This window comes from Citrobacter sp. H12-3-2, from assembly GCF_009649895.1.
Lineage (GTDB): Bacteria > Pseudomonadota > Gammaproteobacteria > Enterobacterales > Enterobacteriaceae > Citrobacter > Citrobacter portucalensis.
In genome coordinates this window covers 4,646,511-4,665,634 of the sequence record NZ_CP045837.1, presented here as the reverse complement: position 1 = coordinate 4,665,634, position 19,124 = coordinate 4,646,511, and the positions used below count along the sequence as shown (strand labels likewise).

Annotated in this window: 20 protein-coding genes and 1 riboswitch; of the genes, 9 read left to right on the top strand and 11 right to left on the bottom strand. The window is 53.6% G+C overall.

What is annotated here, in order from left to right; translation table 11 throughout:
* Positions 1-14 precede the first annotated feature (14 nt).
* Complete coding sequence (gene rpoC / locus GHC22_RS22155; protein WP_003826919.1) at positions 15-4,238, top strand: DNA-directed RNA polymerase subunit beta'; 4,224 nt, start codon at positions 15-17, stop codon at positions 4,236-4,238.
* 102 nt (positions 4,239-4,340) lie between these two features.
* Here rpoC and GHC22_RS22150 read toward each other — a convergent pair whose 3' ends face one another.
* Together GHC22_RS22150 and GHC22_RS22145 are read right to left on the bottom strand one after the other, a co-directional pair.
* Positions 4,341-4,658 (bottom strand): PTS lactose/cellobiose transporter subunit IIA, encoded by a 318-nt coding sequence (locus tag GHC22_RS22150; protein ID WP_003033104.1) that lies wholly within the window; start codon positions 4,656-4,658, stop codon positions 4,341-4,343.
* Between the two features lie 4 nt (positions 4,659-4,662).
* Positions 4,663-4,968, bottom strand: a complete 306-nt coding sequence (locus GHC22_RS22145) for a PTS sugar transporter subunit IIB (protein ID WP_003033102.1) — start codon at positions 4,966-4,968, stop codon at positions 4,663-4,665.
* Between the two features lie 1,093 nt (positions 4,969-6,061).
* Here GHC22_RS22145 and cspG point away from each other — a divergent pair.
* On the top strand, positions 6,062-6,274 hold the full coding sequence (gene cspG, locus GHC22_RS22140; protein ID WP_003033098.1) for a cold shock protein CspG: 213 nt from the start codon (positions 6,062-6,064) through the stop codon (positions 6,272-6,274).
* Positions 6,275-6,393: 119 nt separating this feature from the next.
* On the opposite strand, the gene thiH is transcribed toward cspG, so the two are convergent.
* The 7 genes from thiH to GHC22_RS22105 all read right to left on the bottom strand — a co-directional run bounded on the left by thiH (position 6,394) and on the right by GHC22_RS22105 (position 12,506).
* The gene (thiH, locus tag GHC22_RS22135) at positions 6,394-7,527 is read right to left on the bottom strand and encodes a 2-iminoacetate synthase ThiH (RefSeq protein ID WP_148362590.1); all 1,134 of its coding nucleotides are present in this window, start codon (positions 7,525-7,527) and stop codon (positions 6,394-6,396) included.
* A complete protein-coding gene (gene thiG, locus GHC22_RS22130) occupies positions 7,524-8,294 on the bottom strand; it encodes a thiazole synthase (RefSeq protein WP_032941566.1) in 771 nt (256 codons plus the stop codon). Before thiG ends, thiH begins: the two co-directional genes overlap by 4 nt.
* Before the next feature lies 1 nt (position 8,295).
* Complete coding sequence (thiS, locus tag GHC22_RS22125) at positions 8,296-8,496, bottom strand: sulfur carrier protein ThiS (protein WP_016155307.1); 201 nt, start codon at positions 8,494-8,496, stop codon at positions 8,296-8,298.
* The gene (locus GHC22_RS22120; RefSeq protein WP_003826902.1) at positions 8,477-9,235 is read right to left on the bottom strand and encodes a HesA/MoeB/ThiF family protein; all 759 of its coding nucleotides are present in this window, start codon (positions 9,233-9,235) and stop codon (positions 8,477-8,479) included. Before GHC22_RS22120 ends, thiS begins: the two co-directional genes overlap by 20 nt.
* Entirely contained in the window at positions 9,228-9,863 is a 636-nt protein-coding gene (gene thiE / locus GHC22_RS22115; RefSeq protein ID WP_149608323.1) for a thiamine phosphate synthase, read from the bottom strand. Before thiE ends, GHC22_RS22120 begins: the two co-directional genes overlap by 8 nt.
* Positions 9,863-11,761 carry a phosphomethylpyrimidine synthase ThiC gene (gene thiC / locus GHC22_RS22110; RefSeq protein WP_153753909.1) on the bottom strand — a complete coding sequence of 633 codons (1,899 nt, stop codon included), beginning with the start codon at positions 11,759-11,761 and terminating at the stop codon, positions 9,863-9,865. Before thiC ends, thiE begins: the two co-directional genes overlap by 1 nt.
* An 83-nt stretch (positions 11,762-11,844) precedes the next feature.
* Positions 11,845-11,967: riboswitch (TPP riboswitch) on the bottom strand.
* A gap of 50 nt (positions 11,968-12,017) precedes the next feature.
* Positions 12,018-12,506, bottom strand: a complete 489-nt coding sequence (locus tag GHC22_RS22105; protein ID WP_032945654.1) for an Rsd/AlgQ family anti-sigma factor — start codon at positions 12,504-12,506, stop codon at positions 12,018-12,020.
* Positions 12,507-12,602: 96 nt separating this feature from the next.
* Between GHC22_RS22105 and nudC the strand changes: the two genes are divergently transcribed.
* From nudC to GHC22_RS22075, 6 genes are all read left to right on the top strand, one after another.
* On the top strand, positions 12,603-13,376 hold the full coding sequence (gene nudC / locus GHC22_RS22100; RefSeq protein ID WP_003033074.1) for an NAD(+) diphosphatase: 774 nt from the start codon (positions 12,603-12,605) through the stop codon (positions 13,374-13,376).
* 50 nt (positions 13,377-13,426) lie between these two features.
* A complete protein-coding gene (hemE, locus tag GHC22_RS22095; protein WP_003826889.1) occupies positions 13,427-14,491 on the top strand; it encodes a uroporphyrinogen decarboxylase in 1,065 nt (354 codons plus the stop codon).
* A 9-nt stretch (positions 14,492-14,500) separates the two neighbouring features.
* Positions 14,501-15,181 carry a deoxyribonuclease V gene (gene nfi / locus GHC22_RS22090; protein WP_048237131.1) on the top strand — a complete coding sequence of 227 codons (681 nt, stop codon included), beginning with the start codon at positions 14,501-14,503 and terminating at the stop codon, positions 15,179-15,181.
* Positions 15,182-15,214: 33 nt separating this feature from the next.
* Complete coding sequence (locus tag GHC22_RS22085; protein WP_003842015.1) at positions 15,215-15,805, top strand: YjaG family protein; 591 nt, start codon at positions 15,215-15,217, stop codon at positions 15,803-15,805.
* Positions 15,806-15,991: 186 nt separating this feature from the next.
* A complete protein-coding gene (gene hupA / locus GHC22_RS22080; protein WP_001044509.1) occupies positions 15,992-16,264 on the top strand; it encodes a nucleoid-associated protein HU-alpha in 273 nt (90 codons plus the stop codon).
* An 11-nt stretch (positions 16,265-16,275) separates the two neighbouring features.
* Positions 16,276-16,968, top strand: a complete 693-nt coding sequence (locus GHC22_RS22075; protein ID WP_032945667.1) for a DUF1481 domain-containing protein — start codon at positions 16,276-16,278, stop codon at positions 16,966-16,968.
* Between the two features lie 61 nt (positions 16,969-17,029).
* Here GHC22_RS22075 and zraP read toward each other — a convergent pair whose 3' ends face one another.
* Together zraP and GHC22_RS22065 are read right to left on the bottom strand one after the other, a co-directional pair.
* A complete protein-coding gene (gene zraP, locus GHC22_RS22070) occupies positions 17,030-17,473 on the bottom strand; it encodes a zinc resistance sensor/chaperone ZraP (protein ID WP_153753908.1) in 444 nt (147 codons plus the stop codon).
* Positions 17,474-17,491: 18 nt separating this feature from the next.
* Complete coding sequence (locus GHC22_RS22065) at positions 17,492-17,680, bottom strand: hypothetical protein (RefSeq protein WP_153753907.1); 189 nt, start codon at positions 17,678-17,680, stop codon at positions 17,492-17,494.
* A 57-nt stretch (positions 17,681-17,737) separates the two neighbouring features.
* Here GHC22_RS22065 and zraS point away from each other — a divergent pair, with 57 nt between their 5' ends.
* Positions 17,738-19,123 carry a two-component system sensor histidine kinase ZraS gene (gene zraS / locus GHC22_RS22060; protein ID WP_153753906.1) on the top strand — a complete coding sequence of 462 codons (1,386 nt, stop codon included), beginning with the start codon at positions 17,738-17,740 and terminating at the stop codon, positions 19,121-19,123.
* The last annotated feature ends 1 nt before the right edge of the window (position 19,124 follow it).

Below are 19,124 nucleotides of genomic sequence, written 5' to 3'. Positions count from 1 at the left end.
ACGGGAGCAAATCCGTGAAAGATTTATTAAAGTTTCTGAAAGCGCAGACTAAAACCGAAGAGTTTGATGCGATCAAAATTGCTCTGGCCTCGCCAGACATGATCCGTTCATGGTCTTTCGGTGAAGTTAAGAAGCCGGAAACCATTAACTACCGTACGTTCAAACCTGAACGTGACGGCCTTTTCTGCGCCCGTATCTTTGGGCCGGTAAAAGACTACGAGTGCCTGTGCGGTAAGTACAAGCGCCTGAAACACCGTGGTGTGATCTGTGAGAAGTGCGGCGTTGAAGTGACCCAGACTAAAGTACGCCGTGAGCGTATGGGCCACATCGAGCTGGCGTCTCCGACTGCTCACATCTGGTTCCTGAAATCTCTGCCGTCCCGTATCGGTCTGCTGCTTGATATGCCACTGCGCGATATCGAGCGCGTACTGTACTTCGAATCTTATGTAGTTATCGAAGGCGGTATGACTAACCTGGAACGTCAACAGATCCTGACTGAAGAGCAGTATCTGGACGCGCTGGAAGAGTTCGGTGACGAATTCGACGCGAAGATGGGTGCGGAAGCTATTCAGGCCCTGCTGAAGAGCATGGATCTGGAGCAAGAGTGTGAAACTCTGCGCGAAGAGCTGAACGAAACCAACTCCGAAACCAAGCGTAAGAAGCTGACCAAGCGTATCAAACTGCTGGAAGCCTTCGTACAGTCTGGCAACAAGCCAGAGTGGATGATCCTGACCGTTCTGCCGGTTCTGCCGCCAGATCTGCGTCCGCTGGTTCCGCTGGATGGTGGTCGTTTCGCAACGTCGGATCTGAACGATCTGTATCGTCGCGTTATCAACCGTAACAACCGTCTGAAGCGTCTGCTGGATCTGGCTGCGCCGGACATCATCGTACGCAACGAAAAACGTATGCTGCAGGAAGCGGTTGACGCCCTGCTGGATAACGGTCGTCGCGGTCGTGCGATCACCGGTTCTAACAAACGTCCTCTGAAATCTTTGGCCGACATGATCAAAGGTAAGCAGGGTCGTTTCCGTCAGAACCTGCTCGGTAAGCGTGTTGACTACTCCGGTCGTTCTGTAATCACCGTAGGTCCATACCTGCGTCTGCATCAGTGCGGTCTGCCGAAGAAAATGGCACTGGAACTGTTCAAACCGTTCATCTACGGCAAGCTGGAACTGCGTGGCCTGGCCACCACCATTAAAGCCGCTAAGAAAATGGTTGAGCGTGAAGAAGCTGTCGTTTGGGATATCCTGGACGAAGTTATCCGCGAACACCCGGTACTGCTGAACCGTGCACCAACACTGCACCGTCTGGGTATCCAGGCATTTGAACCGGTACTGATCGAAGGTAAAGCTATCCAGCTGCACCCGCTGGTTTGTGCGGCATATAACGCCGACTTCGATGGTGACCAGATGGCTGTTCACGTACCGCTGACGCTGGAAGCCCAGCTCGAAGCGCGTGCGCTGATGATGTCTACCAACAACATCCTGTCTCCGGCGAACGGCGAACCTATCATCGTTCCGTCTCAGGACGTTGTATTGGGTCTGTACTACATGACCCGTGACTGTGTTAACGCCAAAGGCGAAGGCATGGTGCTGACTGGCCCGAAAGAAGCTGAGCGTATCTATCGCGCAGGTCTGGCCTCTCTGCATGCGCGCGTTAAAGTGCGTATCACCGAATATGAAAAAGATGAAAACGGCGAATTCGTTGCGAAAACCAGCCTGAAAGACACGACCGTTGGCCGTGCCATTCTGTGGATGATCGTACCGAAAGGTCTGCCTTTCTCCATCGTCAACCAGGCGCTGGGCAAGAAAGCTATCTCCAAAATGCTGAACACCTGTTACCGCATTCTGGGCCTGAAGCCGACCGTTATCTTCGCTGACCAGACAATGTACACCGGCTTTGCATATGCAGCGCGTTCAGGTGCATCTGTTGGTATTGATGACATGGTCATCCCAGAGAAGAAACACGAGATCATCTCTGAAGCGGAAGCTGAAGTTGCTGAGATCCAGGAGCAGTTCCAGTCTGGTCTGGTAACCGCAGGCGAACGCTATAACAAAGTTATCGATATCTGGGCTGCGGCGAACGATCGTGTATCCAAAGCGATGATGGATAACCTGCAAACCGAAACCGTTATTAACCGTGACGGCGTAGAAGAGCAGCAGGTTTCCTTCAACAGCATCTACATGATGGCCGACTCCGGTGCGCGTGGTTCTGCAGCACAGATTCGTCAGCTGGCCGGTATGCGTGGTCTGATGGCGAAGCCAGATGGCTCCATCATCGAAACGCCAATCACCGCGAACTTCCGTGAAGGTCTGAACGTACTCCAGTACTTCATCTCTACTCACGGTGCTCGTAAAGGTCTGGCGGATACCGCACTGAAAACAGCGAACTCCGGTTATCTGACTCGTCGTCTGGTTGACGTCGCGCAGGACCTGGTTGTTACTGAAGACGATTGCGGCACTCTGGAAGGCATCACCATGACCCCGGTTATCGAGGGTGGTGACGTTAAAGAGCCGCTGCGCGATCGCGTTCTGGGTCGTGTAACTGCTGAAGACGTTCTGAAGCCGGGTACGGCGGATATTCTGGTTCCACGCAACACGCTGCTGCACGAACAGTGGTGTGATCTGCTGGAAGAGAACTCCGTTGACTCCGTTAAAGTCCGTTCCGTTGTATCTTGTGACACCGACTTTGGTGTATGTGCACACTGCTACGGTCGTGACCTGGCGCGTGGCCACATCATCAACAAAGGTGAAGCAATCGGCGTTATCGCGGCACAGTCCATCGGTGAGCCGGGTACACAGCTGACGATGCGTACGTTCCACATCGGTGGTGCGGCATCTCGTGCGGCTGCTGAATCCAGCATCCAGGTGAAAAACAAAGGTAGCATCCGTCTGAGCAACGCGAAGTCGGTTGTGAACTCCAGCGGTAAACTGGTTATCACCTCACGTAACACCGAACTGAAACTGATCGACGAATTCGGCCGTACCAAAGAAAGCTATAAAGTGCCTTACGGCTCCGTTATGGCGAAAGGTGATGGCGAACAGGTTGCTGGCGGCGAAACCGTAGCAAACTGGGATCCGCATACCATGCCGGTTATCACCGAAGTGAGTGGTTTTGTCCGCTTCACTGACATGATCGACGGCCAGACCATTACTCGTCAGACCGACGAGCTGACCGGTCTGTCTTCTCTGGTGGTTCTGGATTCTGCAGAGCGTACTGCGGGTGGTAAAGACCTGCGTCCGGCACTGAAAATTGTTGATGCTCAGGGCAACGACGTTCTGATCCCAGGCACCGATATGCCTGCTCAGTACTTCCTGCCGGGTAAAGCGATTGTTCAGCTGGAAGATGGCGTACAGATCAGCTCTGGTGACACCCTGGCGCGTGTTCCGCAGGAATCCGGCGGTACCAAGGATATCACCGGTGGTCTGCCGCGCGTTGCGGACCTGTTCGAAGCACGTCGTCCGAAAGAGCCGGCAATCCTGGCTGAAATCAGCGGCATCATTTCCTTCGGTAAAGAAACCAAAGGTAAACGTCGTCTGGTTATCACCCCGGTAGACGGTAGCGAACCGTACGAAGAGATGATTCCGAAATGGCGTCAGCTCAACGTGTTCGAAGGTGAACGTGTAGAACGTGGTGACGTGGTTTCCGACGGTCCGGAAGCGCCGCACGACATCCTGCGTCTGCGTGGTGTGCATGCTGTAACTCGTTACATCGTTAACGAAGTTCAGGACGTATACCGTCTGCAGGGTGTTAAGATTAACGATAAACACATCGAAGTTATCGTTCGTCAGATGCTGCGTAAAGCCACCATCGAAAGCGCTGGTAGCTCCGACTTCCTGGAAGGCGAGCAGGTTGAATACTCCCGCGTCAAGATCGCAAACCGCGAGCTGGAAGCGAACGGCAAAGTGGGTGCAACGTTCTCCCGCGATCTGCTGGGTATCACCAAAGCGTCTCTGGCAACCGAGTCCTTCATCTCTGCAGCATCGTTCCAGGAAACCACGCGTGTCCTGACCGAAGCAGCTGTTGCAGGTAAACGTGATGAACTGCGCGGTCTGAAAGAGAACGTCATCGTGGGTCGTCTGATCCCGGCAGGTACTGGTTATGCGTACCACCAGGATCGTATGCGCCGTCGCGCAGCGGGCGAACTGCCAGCTGCACCGCAGGTAACTGCTGAAGATGCGTCTGCCAGCCTGGCAGAACTGCTGAACGCAGGCCTGGGCGGTTCTGACAACGATTAATCGTTGCCGACCATAATAAAAAACCCGCTTCGGCGGGTTTTTTTATGTCTATGTTATTTCTGATGGCGTTTATCAGGTCTACAAAGCCATCCGGCAGTGTCATTAATTTACCGGCGGTAACCGCCGATAAAGCTCAATCATATCGCCGGCCAGATCCTGAATCACCATGGCATTCATCAGGTGGTCCTGCGAATGGACGGTGATGAGATTAACCGGTAGTTTGCCAGTGCCCTCGTCAATACCGATCAGCTGGGTCTGGATTTTATGCGCTTGTTTGACGTACTCGCGTGATTCCGTCATCGCTTGTTCTGCACCGGAGAAATCACCTTTACGCGCCAGTTGCAATGCCGTCAGGGCCTGGCTGCGTGCAGCGCCAGCATTTACCAATAACTCCATGATGATCGTTTCTAACTCTTCCATACCATCACTCCAGTAGTTTCAGCGCCTTATCCAGTACCGCATCGCCTTTCATCATGCCGTAATCCATCATGTCGATAACGGCGACCTTTTTGCCTAGTGGGTCGGCGATCGCCTGTAGCTTGGCCTGTTCATACTTAACCTGTGGACCGAGCAAAACGATATCCGCTGTAGCGATATTCTCTTCAAACTCGGCCACCGGGACGGCTTTGATAGTGACGTCAACGCCTTTTTTCTGGGCGGCATCTTTCATCCTTTGCACCAGCATGCTGGTGGACATTCCGGCGGCACAGCATAAAACGATGTTTTTCATAAGCAGTCTCGATCAACATGTGTGAGTTGATAATTATCGCGAGCCAGCTATAGCAACAACTGCTTTGCAACGATTGTGTGCAAGGCATCACAAAGAAAGCCGCTTTTTCTGAAACCGGTTACAAAAAGAGGCAGAACCCTGCTATCTGGACCAGGGCCAGCGGCTTTTTGACTCGCTTATCACATGCTGGAATATATAATTACTGTCAATAAATACATGTTATAAAAAACAGTATTGACAGCGTTTTTTAAACCCGTATGTTAATACTTAACAGCGGAGAAATTGTAGTTTGCTGTTAACGTAGTAAGTGTTAGTAGAGCTTGATTGGGGTTTGCGATAAAGGCCACGAAGTATTTTTTGTATGGGATAGTCGATGCTGAAAACGCTATTTTTTCACTTCGACAATGCTTTCAGGCCACGTAGTTGATATATCTAATCGCAAAAAGTCAGTAAAACGCGACGATGTAACGCCATGATTTTATAGTAAATGTTTGTGATTTCTGCTTTTCTGGTTATCACAAGGGAAATAAGGCAACGCATCAAAGAGTATATGTCGCGAGGGGAAGTGTACTTGTTTAGGTCACCAGCCTTGAGTTCTATTATCAAGCGGGTGGAATGTGTTTAACGGTAAATAGAGGAAAGCTTCAGTTAGTATCAATATCCAATATTATCTGTAGTAAACGTGTACATTTTAAAGTAGTACCATCAGCAGTATTAAATCGTTAAGTTTATTAATGTTAAATTTGAAGTGTGTAGTAACGTAAAGCCCTGACTGCAATAGTCGGGGCTTTTGTTCATTGTAGATCAAGCTGTTATCCAGGATGCTTAGCCGCGATGGTTCAACATTGCATCACTCAGTGAGTATTAAAAAAATTAATGCTTGCTTAATGATTAGAAGTAGGTCTACTATAGCGGCATCGGTTTGGAACACAGACCTTATGCAAGCAGTTTTAGTAAAGCAGTTCTCAGTTCAAGCGTTATCCTCAGATACTCTTCTTCATGAGCCTCCTCCCTAAGTGCCCCATAAGTTAATTTCTGCAAAACAGGCCATCTTCGCTGCATAAGCGGCTCAAAAACATGAAAGGAAGTATCTATGTCTAACAAAATGACTGGTTTAGTAAAATGGTTTAACTCTGATAAAGGCTTCGGCTTTATCACTCCTCAGGACGGTAGCAAGGATGTGTTTGTGCATTTCTCCGCTATCCAGAGTAACGATTTTAAAACGTTAGACGAAGGTCAAAAGGTGGAGTTCTCCGTGGAGAATGGCGCTAAAGGCCCGTCTGCTGTTAACGTTGTCGCGCTGTAATCGCCGATAATTTCACGAGCGCTTACGATAGCGATGAAGGCCAGAGCCCGAGCAGTTAAGTGCCAGTGAAGAAAAAACCCGCGAAAGCGGGTTTTTTTGTTTATGCGATTGCTCCTGACCTACGGTACCTGTGAAGCGCGCCCCAGATAGCTGTCCCAGTCTTTCCACACGGGCTGTAAACCCTGGGCCATGAGTGCTTCAGCAACGGCTTCTGGGCGACGATCGTCGTGCGGGGAGAACTGTTCCAGTTCGGGGTGGTTATCGGCATAACCACCGGGCTGGGTTTTTGAGAAGGCGCTGACGTTGTTGATCGCCAACGGGATCACATGGTCACGAAACCATGGCGATTCGCGGGTGGAGAGCGACAGCTCAATTTCTGGCGCCAGTAAACGAAACGCGCAAATGGTCTGGACCAACTGTCGCTCATCCATGATCGATGCAGGCTCAACGCCTCCGGTGCATGGGCGCAGGCGAGGGAAGGAGATAGAGTAACGGCTCTGCCAGTAATGCTGCTGCATCCATAGCAGATGTTCAGCCACCATATAGCAATCAACCCGCCAGCTGTCGGACAAACCAATCAACGCGCCAAGACCGATTTTGTCGATCCCTGCGCGGCCCAGCCTGTCCGGCGTTTCCAGGCGCCAGAAGAAATCCTGCTTTTTCCCTTTTAAATGGTGACGAGCGTAAGTTGCCTCATGATAACTCTCCTGATACACCATTACGCCATCCAGCCCCAGCGTCTTCAGCTCTGCATATTCAGCCTCTGACAACGGCTGTACCTCCATCTGTAAAGAGGCGAACTGGCGGCGAATGGCAGGCAAATGGCGACGAAAGTAATCCATCCCCACTTTTGCCTGATGTTCACCGGTGACCAGCAGCAGATGCTCAAAACCCAGCTCACGGATAGCCGCACACTCCCGTGTTATCTCATCTTCGTCCAGCGTTTTGCGTTTGATACGGTTGCTCATCGAAAAACCGCAGTAGGTGCAGTCGTTGGCGCAAAGGTTGGAGAGATACAACGGCACGTAAAAGCTCACCGTGTTACCAAAACGCTGACGGGTGAGCTTCTGCGCCCGCTGCGCCAGCGGCTCCAGATAATCGGCGGCGGCAGGAGAGAGCAATGCCATCAGATCGTCGCGACTAAGATGCGAAGCGTTGAGGGCGCGCTCTACGTCAGCGGCGGTTTTACCGTTGATGCGCAGGCGGATGTCGTCCCAGTCCAGCTGTCGCCAGCGGTCGCTGAACGTTTTCATGCGAAGGCCTCCAGGAATCCGGTTAACGGGCTGGTGGGACTTGCCTGCGAACTTTTGCTTCCTGGTACCGCCTGGCGTGCCAGCAAGCCAGCTTCAACGGCCAGACGGAAGGCGGTTGCCATCATCACCGGGCTGTCGGCTACCGCGATTGCCGTATTGACCAACACCGCGTCGGCACCCATTTCCAGCGCCTGCGTGGCGTGGCTGGGGACGCCGATGCCTGCATCAACCACCACCGGCACGGTCGCCTGTTGGATAATAATCTCCAGCATCGCTTTGGTTTCCAGCCCCTGATTAGAACCGATGGGCGCGCCGAGCGGCATGACTGCAGAACAGCCTACTTCTTCCAGCCGTTTGCACAGCACCGGATCTGCGCCACAGTAAGGCAGTACCACGAAGCCCTTTTTCACCAGTGCTTCTGCGGCTTTCAATGTTTCGATTGGATCGGGTAACAGCCAGCGGGCGTCCGGGTGGATTTCTAACTTCAGCCAGTTTGTGCCCAGCGCTTCACGCGCCAACTGGGCAGCAAAAATCGCCTCTTCAGCGGTTTTTGCCCCCGAAGTGTTGGGCAACAGCGTCACACCAGCGTCTACCAGCGGCGCCAGAATGGCATCGTTGTGCTGACGCAAATCCACGCGCTTCATGGCCAGCGTTACCAGTTGGCTGCCGGAGGCGCGAATCGCCTCGACCATCAGCTGCGATGAAGCAAATTTTCCGGTGCCGGTGAACAGATGCGAATCAAACGTTTTGTCGGCAATACGTAACATATCAACCCCCTGCAATAACCTGAAAAAGCAGGATCTGGTCGCCTTCCTGCACGATTTGCTGCTCCCACTGCTCGCGTGGGAGGATCTGCTGATTGAGCGCCAGCGCCGCGCCCGGTTTAAGCTGATTAAGCGCAGTGAGCAGCCCACTGACGGTTTGTCCTTCGGCGCACTGCATCGGCTCATCATTGAACTGAATCTGCATGTTGCCCTCCGCATACCGGGCAGCCGCTGGCGCGTCGTAGTGCGAAGCTGCGCCACTGGCTGGTTTTACCGTCAAACAGGCGTAGCTCTCCGCTGGGTGTCTCAATACCGCTGAGCAATTTAATCGCTTCTAACGCCTGCAAGGTGCCCATCACGCCCACAACCGGTCCGACGATACCGGCGGTACGGCAGTTGCGTTCGGGCTCTACATCGTCCGGCCACAGGCAGCGGTAACATCCTTGTTCCCACGGGGGCGTCAGCACCATCAGTTGGCCGCCAAAGCCGACGGCGCTGGCGGTGACGAGCGGGGTGTTGAGCGTTACGCAGGCGGCGTTAATTTCCTGGCGCGTGGCCATGTTATCGGTACAGTCGAGCACCACATCGGCACGCGCTACAGCATGCCGAAGCGCATCGCCTTTCAGTCGCTGCTGGAGTGACACCAGCTCGATATCCGGGTTGAGCCGCGTCAGGCGCTGCTGGGCAACCTGCGATTTTGAACGTGCGATATCATCAGTGGTAAACAGGATCTGGCGCTGCAGGTTGCTCAGATGAATGTCGTCATCGTCTACCAGCGTCAGTTTTCCGATGCCTGCTCCCGCCAGATACAGCGCGGCAGGCGAACCTAACCCGCCTAAACCGACAATCAGCACATGGCTATCGAGTAGCTTTTGCTGGCCTTCAATGGCGATATCGCCGAGCAGGATCTGTCGGCTGTAACGCATAAAGTCGCGGTCATTCATCGCCCACTCCCGCGATATCCAGTAGTTGGGCCGTGGCGACCTGCCAGTCAGCCGCCTGGGTAATGGCGCTGACCACGGCAATGCTGCCGACGCCGGTCGCCAGTACCGCCGGGGCGCGCTCAAGGCTGATACCGCCAATGGCGACGGTCGGGTAATCCGCTAATCGTTCAATATGGTTTGCCAGTTGCGTGAGTCCCTGCGGGGCGGAAGGCATCTGTTTGGTTTGCGTGGGAAAAACATGACCCAGCGCGATATAAGAAGGCTTAGCGGCGAGCGCGACGTCGATCTCCATATCATCGTGAGTGGAGACCCCCAGGCGCAGCCCCGCCGCCTGAATCGCCTTCAGGTCGGTGGTTTCAAGGTCTTCCTGGCCCAGATGTACGCCGTAAGCGCGGTGCTTAATTGCCAGACGCCAGTAGTCGTTGATAAACAGACGGGCGTCATAGCAACGCCCCAGTTCAATGGCGGCCATAACGTCGGCTTCGACCTCTTCATCACGCTTATCTTTAATGCGCAGTTGGATCGTGCGTACGCCCGCCTGCAGCAAGCGTTCAATCCATGGCACGCTGTCCACCACCGGGTAAAGCCCGAGGCGAAACGGCACGGTCGGGAAATCAGGCTGGTACATTACGCCTCCTCTTTTTTGAGGTAGATTTCGCCGCCTTTGGCGCGGAAGTTCTCCGACATATCCGCCATGCCGACTTCAATCGTTTGTGCGGCAGCGTAGTCGCGAACCTCCTGGCTGATTTTCATCGAGCAGAACTTCGGCCCGCACATGGAGCAGAAGTGGGCGACCTTACCGGATTCCTGTGGCAGGGTTTCATCGTGGTAGGCACGGGCGGTGAATGGGTCGAGCGCGAGGTTAAACTGGTCTTCCCAGCGGAATTCGAAGCGCGCTTTCGACATGGCGTTATCGCGGATCTGCGCGCCCGGATGACCTTTTGCTAAGTCAGCTGCATGGGCGGCAATCTTGTAGGTAATCAACCCTTGTTTAACATCTTCTTTGTTCGGCAGGCCGAGGTGCTCTTTTGGCGTGACGTAGCACAGCATCGCGCAGCCAAACCAGCCGATCATCGCCGCACCGATCCCGGAAGTGAAGTGGTCGTAGCCCGGTGCGATATCGGTGGTCAACGGTCCTAAAGTGTAGAACGGTGCTTCATGGCAGTGCTCCAGCTCTTCGGTCATGTTGCGCTGGATCATATGCATGGGCACATGACCTGGACCTTCTATCATCACCTGCACGTCGTATTCCCAGGCGATTTTGGTCAGCTCGCCCAGCGTATGCAGCTCGGAGAACTGCGCTTCGTCGTTCGCATCCTGAATTGAACCCGGGCGCAGGCCGTCACCTAGCGACAAAGAGACATCGTAGGCGGCGCAGATTTCGCAAATCTCGCGGAAATGTTCGTACAGGAAGTTCTCTTTGTGATGAGAAAGGCACCATTTCGCCATAATTGAACCGCCGCGTGAGACAATGCCGGTCAGGCGTTTGGCAGTCATCGGCACGTAGCGCAGCAGCACGCCCGCGTGAATGGTGAAGTAGTCGACGCCCTGTTCGGCCTGCTCCAGCAGCGTGTCGCGGAAGGCTTCCCAGGTGAGATCTTCGGCGATCCCGTTGACCTTCTCCAGCGCCTGGTAGATCGGCACAGTACCGATCGGTACCGGACTGTTACGCAGGATCCACTCGCGGGTTTCGTGGATATAGCGACCGGTGGAGAGATCCATCACCGTGTCAGCGCCCCAGCGCGTCGACCACACCAGCTTCTCTACCTCTTCTTCAATGGAGGAGGTGACGGCAGAGTTACCAATGTTGGCGTTAACCTTCACCAGGAAGTTGCGACCGATAATCATCGGCTCGGATTCCGGGTGATTGATGTTGGCAGGAATAATCGCTCGGCCCGCGGCCACTTCATCACGCACGAATTCCGGCGTGATGTTTTCCGGCAGGCGTGCACCAAAGTTCATCCCCAGATGCTGGTGACGCAGCACTTCACTGTGAATGCGCTCGCGGCCCATGTTTTCACGGATGGCGATGAACTCCATCTCCGGGGTCACTATTCCCTGGCGGGCGTAGTGCAGTTGGGTGACTCGCTTACCCGCTTTGGCGCGCTTTGGCGTCAGCAGGCCGGTGAAACGCAGCTCGTCCAGGCCATCGTCGGCCAGACGTTCTTTGGTATAAGCGGAACTCCGGTCGTCTAATTCTTCGCTATCGTTACGCGCCGCAATCCACGGTTGGCGCAGCTTTGCCAGACCCTGCTGGACGTTAATCGCCACGTCAGGATCGCCATACGGTCCGGAGGTGTCGTATACCGGAACGGCTTCGTTCTCTTCGAACTGCGGGTTGTCTTTTGTGCCGCCAGTCAGCGTTGGGCTGAGCTGAATTTCGCGCATCGGAATGCGGATATCCGGCTGCGAACCGGTAATATAAATGCGTTTTGAGTTAGGGAAGGCGGTCCCTTCCAGGGTATCGATAAAGTGTTGGGCTTGAGCGCGCTGTTCGCGGCGTGATGGTTTAGTAGTGGCAGACATAGCTCATTCCAAATAAAAGTAAGGATATGGCTTGTCAGACGACGGATGAAGCAAGAGAGAAGCTCGCCCGGAGGCGATGCTATTGTAGATTGACTCTTGTTCCCTTCGCAGGTTTTAACCTGATCAGGTTCCGCGGATCCCGAATTAACGGTCTCAGCCTTTTCCACTCATGCTGCTGTGGAAAATAAGCACTCCGACAAGAAGTAACCTCAGTAAAGAGGTAATGAATGTAAACTACGCGTTAATGCCGCAAATCTCAAGCATGACGTTTGAGAGTGTTACTCTCGTGCATTGCGTCAAATACCAGCATGATCAGCTTATCTTCCAGCACGAATCGGGCTTCCAGTGCCTCGCCGAGATCCGATAAAACCTGTTGAAATTCAAGGAAGTTATCATGATCAATCGCAGTTTCCAGGCTGGAGTCATAGTAGTCCATGATCAGCTGCGTATTGGCTTCCAGCAGCGGCCAAATTTTTGTGGCTTTTAAAAGCTGCCCGTTCCCTTCCAATTTATGGAGAATACGTTCATAAATACTGAAGTGTCCGGTGGAGAGGTAATCGACCAGGCTCTGACAAAAATCATCCAGCGCCTTTTCATTGAGTCGCATGTACGATTCTTTGCCAGGCTTAATGCCAACCAGATTGTAGTAAGCCACGAGCAGGTGCTTACGTACATGTAGCCAGCGATCAACCAGTTTATTACTTCCTCCGACGTGCTCCGTCAGGCTTTCCAGCTGGTTTAGCATGATTGACTCCGCAAGATGGTGTTTAGGAACTGCTCACCCGTAAATGTAAAAATAATGTAAACAACATGCCTGTGAAGCAAAGGTTGCGCAAGAGATATGGATCGTATAATTGAAAAATTAGATAGCGGCTGGTGGATCGTCAGTCATGAGCAAAAGTTATGGTTACCTCATGGCGAGCTACCTTATGGCGACGCAGCCCGTTTTGATCTGATTGGTCAGCGCGCGCTGCCAATAGGCGAGTGGGAAGGGGAAACTGTCTGGCTGGTGCAGCAGCAGCGTCGACACGATATGGGGTCGGTGCGCCAGGTCATTGACCAGGATGTTGGCCTGTTTCAACTGGCCGGACGCGGCGTACAGCTGGCGGAGTTCTATCGCTCGCATAAATTCTGCGGCTACTGCGGCCATCCCATGCACCCGAGTAAAACGGAGTGGGCGATGCTCTGTAGCCACTGCCGTGAACGTTATTACCCGCAAATTGCCCCGTGCATAATCGTCGCTATTCGCCGAGATGATTCCATCCTGCTTGCCCAACATGTTCGCCATCGTAACGGCGTGCATACCGTACTGGCAGGTTTTGTCGAAGTGGGCGAGACCTTAGAACAGGCGGTGGCGCGTGAAGTTATGGAAGAAAGCGGGATTAAGGTGAAAAATCTGCGCTATGTCACTTCTCAGCCGTGGCCATTCCCGCAGTCTTTGATGACCGCATTTATGGCGGAGTATGATAGCGGCGAAATCGTCATCGACCCGAAAGAGCTGCTGGAAGCGAACTGGTATCGCTATGACGACTTACCGCTCTTACCCCCGCCGGGTACTGTCGCGCGTCGATTGATTGAAGACACTGTGGCAATGTGTCGGGCTGAGTACGAGTAAAGAGCGAGTGGTGATACACTGATGGACTGACGCAATAAGGAACTGCAAAAATGACCGAACTGAAGAACGATCGTTATCTGCGTGCGCTGCTGCGCCAGCCCGTTGATGTCACTCCGGTATGGATGATGCGCCAGGCAGGCCGCTATCTACCGGAATACAAAGCTACCCGTGCCGAAGCGGGCGATTTTATGGCGCTGTGCAAAAATGCCGAGCTGGCCTGCGAAGTCACGTTGCAGCCGCTGCGTCGCTATAAACTTGATGCCGCGATCCTCTTCTCGGATATCCTGACGATCCCGGATGCGATGGGACTCGGGCTGTATTTTGAAGCAGGAGAAGGTCCACGCTTTACCTCTCCGATTACCAGCAAGGCTGACGTCGACAAACTGCCGATCCCGGATCCGGAAGATGGGTTGGGGTACGTGATGAACGCGGTGCGTACTATCCGCCGTGAACTGAAAGGCGAAGTGCCGCTGATCGGCTTCTCCGGTAGTCCGTGGACGCTGGCGACCTACATGGTTGAAGGCGGCAGCAGCAAAGCCTTCACCGTGATTAAAAAGATGATGTACGCCGACCCTAAAGCGCTGCATCTGCTGCTTGATAAGCTGGCGAAGAGCGTCACGCTGTACCTGAACGCGCAGATCAAAGCGGGTGCGCAGTCGGTGATGATTTTCGACACCTGGGGTGGCGTGCTGACCGGTCGCGACTATCAGCAGTTCTCTTTGTACTACATGCACAAAATCGTTGATGGCCTGCTGCGCGAGAACGAAGGTCGTCGCGTACCGGTGACGCTGTTTACCAAAGGCGGTGGTCAGTGGCTGGAAGCGATGGCGGAAACCGGCTGTGATGCGTTAGGTCTCGACTGGACCACTGACATTGCCGATGCGCGTCGTCGTGTAGGTCATAAAGTGGCGCTCCAGGGCAATATGGATCCGTCCATGCTGTATGCGCCGCCAGCCCGCATCGAAGAAGAGGTGGCGACAATTCTGGCCGGATTCGGTCAGGGTGAAGGGCATGTCTTTAACCTGGGCCACGGCATTCATCAGGACGTCCCGCCAGAACATGCGGGTGTCTTTGTGGAGGCGGTACATCGGTTGTCCGAACAGTACCACCGCTAAGGAGTTATCATGGATCTCGCGTCATTACGCGCGCAGCAGCTTGAACTGGCTTCTTCAGTGATCCGCGAGGATCGTCTGAAGAACGATCCGCCGGATCTGATCGGCGGGGCGGACGTTGGGTTTGAGCAGGGTGGCGAAGTGACGCGAGCCGCGATGGTCTTACTGAAGTATCCCACGCTTGAACTGGTCGAATACAAGGTGGCGCGTATCGCCACCACCATGCCCTACATTCCCGGTTTTCTCTCCTTTCGTGAAACTCCCGCGCTGATGGCCGCCTGGCAACTGCTCTCGCACAAGCCAGATCTGCTGTTCGTTGATGGTCATGGCATTTCTCACCCGCGTCGTCTGGGCGTGGCCAGCCATTTTGGCCTGCTGGTGGACGTACCAACGATTGGTGTGGCGAAAAAACGGTTGTGCGGCAAGTTTGAATCGCTCGCTGCTGAACCTGGTGCGCTAGCGCCGTTGCTGGATAAAGGCGAACAACTGGCATGGGTCTGGCGCAGCAAAGCGCGCTGTAACCCGTTGTTTATTTCCACGGGCCACCGTGTGAGTATGGACAGCGCACTGGCGTGGGTTCAACGCTGTATGAACGGCTATCGTTTGCCGGAACCCACACGCTGGGCAGATGCAGTGGCATCCGAACGCCCGGCTTTTACTCGGCTTGCAGCAAAAACGCCCCATATCGGGTAAACTGCGGCTAATTTCCGTATTTGAGAACTCATCATGTTACAAAATCCGATTCACCTGCGTCTGGAGAAGCTGGAAAGCTGGCAGCACGTCACGTTTATGGCTTGTCTGTGCGAACGCATGTACCCAAACTACGCCATGTTCTGCAAGCAAACTGAATTTGGCGATGGACAGATTTACCGCCGAATTCTGGATCTGATTTGGGAAGCGCTGACGGTTAAAGACGCGAAAATCAATTTCGACAGCCAGCTGGAAAAATTTGAAGAGGCCATTCCTTCTGCAGACGATTACGATCTGTACGGTGTTTATCCGGCGATTGATGCCTGTGTGGCATTAAGCGAGCTGATGCATTCGCGTCTTAGCGGTGAAACGCTGGAGCATGCAATCGAAGTTAGTAAGGCTTCGATTACGACGGTTGCGATGCTGGAAATGACTCAGGCTGGTCGTGAAATGACCGATGAAGAGCTCAAAGAGAACCCTGCCGTTGAGCAAGAATGGGATATTCAGTGGGAAATTTTCCGACTTTTAGCCGACTGTGAAGAACGCGATATTGAGCTGATAAAAGGGCTGCGTGCAGACCTGCGCGAGGCTGGCGAGAGCAATATTGGTATAAATTTTCAGCAATGACACCACAAAACGTGATTTAACGCCTGATTTGTCGTGCCTGAAGGCTTCCCATCCGCCCCCGGTCTGGTCTACATTTGGGGGGCGAAAAAAAGTGGCTATCGGTGCGTGTATGCAGGAGAGTGCTTTTCTGGCATTTCCGTCGCACTCGATGCTTAGCAAGCGATAAACACATTGTAAGGATAACTTATGAACAAGACTCAACTGATTGATGTAATTGCAGACAAAGCAGAACTGTCTAAAACACAGGCTAAAGCTGCTCTGGAATCCACTCTGGCTGCTATTACTGAGTCTCTGAAAGAAGGCGATGCTGTACAACTGGTTGGTTTCGGTACCTTCAAAGTGAACCACCGTGCTGAGCGCACTGGCCGCAACCCGCAGACCGGTAAAGAAATCAAAATCGCCGCAGCTAACGTACCGGCATTTGTTTCTGGTAAAGCACTGAAAGACGCGGTTAAGTAATTCGCGTGGCAGTGAACAGTTTTAACGAAGGGGCGGTTTCGCCCCTTTTGTCCATCTGGCGTCATACGCTTTGGCTTTCAGGTGTTCTGTTACTGTCTGCCTGCGGTAGCCATTCTGAGCTTCCTCCTTTCACGGCCAGCGGCTATGTTGGCGATCAGGGGGCGGTACGCATTTGGCGTAAAGACTCCGGTGACGATGTTCACTTGCTCTCGGTATTTAGTCCGTGGCGTAAAGGCGAAACCACTACCAGTGAATACCGCTGGCAGGGTGATTCGCTCTCTCTGATAGAACTCAACGTTTACAGTAAACCGGCTGAACATGTCCGTATACGCTTCGATGACCGGGGCGAACTGAGCTTCATGCAGCGTGAAGTCGACGGGCAAAAGCAGCAGCTTTCCAGCGATCAAATCGCGCTTTACCGCTATCGAGCCGATCAAATTCGCCAGACCAGCGATGCGCTGCGTCAGGGGCGGGTGATATTGCGTCAGGGACGTTGGCATGCGGATAACACGGTCACAACCTGTGAAGGTGAAACGCTGAAGCCAGACCTGGAGTCGTGGGCGATAAACCATATCGAGCGCCGCCAGAGACATTCATCCGTAGAGGTGAGTGTGGCATGGCTGGAAGCGCCCGAAGGGTCGCAGCTACTGCTGGTCGCCAATGAAGATTTTTGTCACTGGCAGCCTACAGCCAAAACTTTCTGAAAACCTGAATACAGGAAATCAGCAGGCCTGATCCGTATAGCGTCATCAGGCATTAAGTCTTTTACCAGTGGCCCATTCCCATATGGCCGCCGCCGCGATGGTTACCGCCACCGCCGCATCCGCCGTAGCCCATTCCCGCGCCACGTGGCACGCCAGCCTGCGCCATTGCGACATCACGTTTAACGCGCTGCTCGTCCAGAGACTGATTCAACGCTTCCATATCTTTTGCAACGGCGTTAATTTTTGCCGTGTCAGGCGAGCTGGCTGTTAATAGTGCATTGTACTCATAACGTTTGGATGTCAGCTGTTGGCGCAACGCGCTGGTCTGGGAATAATAATCATCATAGATTTTCTGTGCGGCAGCCTGCTGCTCAGCGGTCATTGGCGTACCGCCCCGTTGCTGCATTCCGTCGCCATATCCCCAGTGATTCTGTGCCAGTACCGGGGTGGAGCCAAGTGCGATAAGAGAAAGTGCAATCAGTGCCAGTTTGTTGTTCCGTTTCATCGTTCGTTCTCCTGTTGGTTAGCTTACATTCCCTTTTGCATCTTCCGTGCCAAAGCGGCAATCCCAGTCCTGCGGGCGTTGTACCCGCCGTCTTTGCAGGGAAACGAGTAAAAATGACTCGCCAGAACGCGTCAGCGAGTCATTTTTACCCGTTACTTTCAGCTGTTTGTGTCTGAGGGCAGGGTTATCAGGGGGAAAAAATGGCATGATTTCTGCTGTATACCTGCAACGATGAAAGGAACAAGCGGGGTGAAGGGAGAGCGTATGCGTCTTTATAAGGATACGGTGGCAAAGTGGTTGAGCCGACTCTTGCTGGCGGCAATCCTGGTTTTGGTCGGCTGGTTTTCGATTATGACCATTCGGGACTATGGGCGGGAAAGTGGTGCCGCGCGGCAAACGCTACTGGAAAAAGGCAGCGTGCTCATTCGCGCTCTGGAGTCTGGTACGCGCGTAGGCATGGGGATGCGCATGCATCATGCCCAGCAGCAGACGCTACTGGAGGAAATGGCTGTACAGCCTGGCGTGCTATGGTTTGCTGTCGTCGATGAGCATGGTGTCATTATTACCCACAGCAATTCCGCGATGGTCGGCAAAACGCTCTATTCATCGGATGTCCTGCGACAGCTTAGTCCTGGGGAGCAAGAAAGCTGGCGGAATATTGAAATTCCAGCGAGGGATGGTGAAAAAACGCCAGCACTGGAAATTTATCGCCAGTTTCAGCCGATGTATGGTCCAGGACGCCACGGCATGGCGCGCTGTGCCAGTAATGACGGGCAGCTTATCACCCCAGCACAAACCATATTTATCGCCTTTGATGCCAGCGATTTGACAGCGACTCAGGCAAGGGAGTGGCGTAATACACTGATAGTCCTCTCTGCGCTGGCGGCTGTGTTGCTGGCCACCGTGCTGACGTTCTTCTGGTATCAGCGCTATCAGCGCTCGTACAAAGAACTCCAGGATGCGATGAAGCGTAAAGAAAAACTGTTAGCACTCGGTCATCTTGCGGCTGGGGTGGCACATGAAATTCGTAACCCGCTTTCATCGATCAAAGGGTTAGCGAAGTATTTTGCCGAGCGAACCCCGGCAGGAGGCGAGTCGCACGAGTTGGCACAGGTGATGGCGAAAGAGGCGGATCGTTTAAATCGGGTGGTGAGCGAGTTGCTGGAGCTGGTGAAACCTGCACATCTGACGCTGCAAAAGGTGGATCTCAATGAGGTTATCACCCACTCATTACACCTGGTGAGTCAGGATGCGGCAAGCCGGGAAATCCAGCTCCGCTTTTCGGCCAATTGTACGCTGCCCGCTATCCAGGCCGATCCTGACCGACTGACTCAGGTTTTGTTGAATCTGTATCTGAACGCCATTCATGCGATTGGTCGTCAGGGCACGATCACGGTTGAAGCGAATGAAAGCAGCGGCGAACGCGTTAAAATTGTGGTTACCGATAGTGGGAAGGGGATTGCGGCGGAACAGCTGGAGGCCATTTTTACGCCTTACTTTACGACCAAAGCTGACGGAACCGGCCTCGGGCTGGCGGTAGTGCAGAACATTATCGAACAGCACGGTGGCACCATTCAGGTGGCAAGCGTTGAGGGCAAAGGCGCGACCTTTACCCTTTGGCTGCCGACCAAAGCGAAACAACAGGATTAAC

Bases quoted from the DNA above. Each gene is read 5' to 3' on its own strand.
- GHC22_RS22150 (WP_003033104.1), bottom strand. From the start codon at position 4,658: ATGGAAGAGTTAGAAACGATCATCATGGAGTTATTGGTAAATGCTGGC.
- GHC22_RS22145 (WP_003033102.1), bottom strand. From the start codon at position 4,968: ATGAAAAACATCGTTTTATGCTGTGCCGCCGGAATGTCCACCAGCATG.
- cspG (WP_003033098.1), top strand. From the start codon at position 6,062: ATGTCTAACAAAATGACTGGTTTAGTAAAATGGTTTAACTCTGATAAA.
- thiH (WP_148362590.1), bottom strand. From the start codon at position 7,527: ATGAAAACGTTCAGCGACCGCTGGCGACAGCTGGACTGGGACGACATC.
- thiG (WP_032941566.1), bottom strand. From the start codon at position 8,294: ATGTTACGTATTGCCGACAAAACGTTTGATTCGCATCTGTTCACCGGC.
- thiS (WP_016155307.1), bottom strand. From the start codon at position 8,496: ATGCAGATTCAGTTCAATGATGAGCCGATGCAGTGCGCCGAAGGACAA.
- GHC22_RS22120 (WP_003826902.1), bottom strand. From the start codon at position 9,235: ATGAATGACCGCGACTTTATGCGTTACAGCCGACAGATCCTGCTCGGC.
- thiE (WP_149608323.1), bottom strand. From the start codon at position 9,863: ATGTACCAGCCTGATTTCCCGACCGTGCCGTTTCGCCTCGGGCTTTAC.
- thiC (WP_153753909.1), bottom strand. From the start codon at position 11,761: ATGTCTGCCACTACTAAACCATCACGCCGCGAACAGCGCGCTCAAGCC.
- GHC22_RS22105 (WP_032945654.1), bottom strand. From the start codon at position 12,506: ATGCTAAACCAGCTGGAAAGCCTGACGGAGCACGTCGGAGGAAGTAAT.
- nudC (WP_003033074.1), top strand. From the start codon at position 12,603: ATGGATCGTATAATTGAAAAATTAGATAGCGGCTGGTGGATCGTCAGT.
- hemE (WP_003826889.1), top strand. From the start codon at position 13,427: ATGACCGAACTGAAGAACGATCGTTATCTGCGTGCGCTGCTGCGCCAG.
- nfi (WP_048237131.1), top strand. From the start codon at position 14,501: ATGGATCTCGCGTCATTACGCGCGCAGCAGCTTGAACTGGCTTCTTCA.
- GHC22_RS22085 (WP_003842015.1), top strand. From the start codon at position 15,215: ATGTTACAAAATCCGATTCACCTGCGTCTGGAGAAGCTGGAAAGCTGG.
- hupA (WP_001044509.1), top strand. From the start codon at position 15,992: ATGAACAAGACTCAACTGATTGATGTAATTGCAGACAAAGCAGAACTG.
- zraP (WP_153753908.1), bottom strand. From the start codon at position 17,473: ATGAAACGGAACAACAAACTGGCACTGATTGCACTTTCTCTTATCGCA.
- GHC22_RS22065 (WP_153753907.1), bottom strand. From the start codon at position 17,680: ATGCCATTTTTTCCCCCTGATAACCCTGCCCTCAGACACAAACAGCTG.
- zraS (WP_153753906.1), top strand. From the start codon at position 17,738: ATGCGTCTTTATAAGGATACGGTGGCAAAGTGGTTGAGCCGACTCTTG.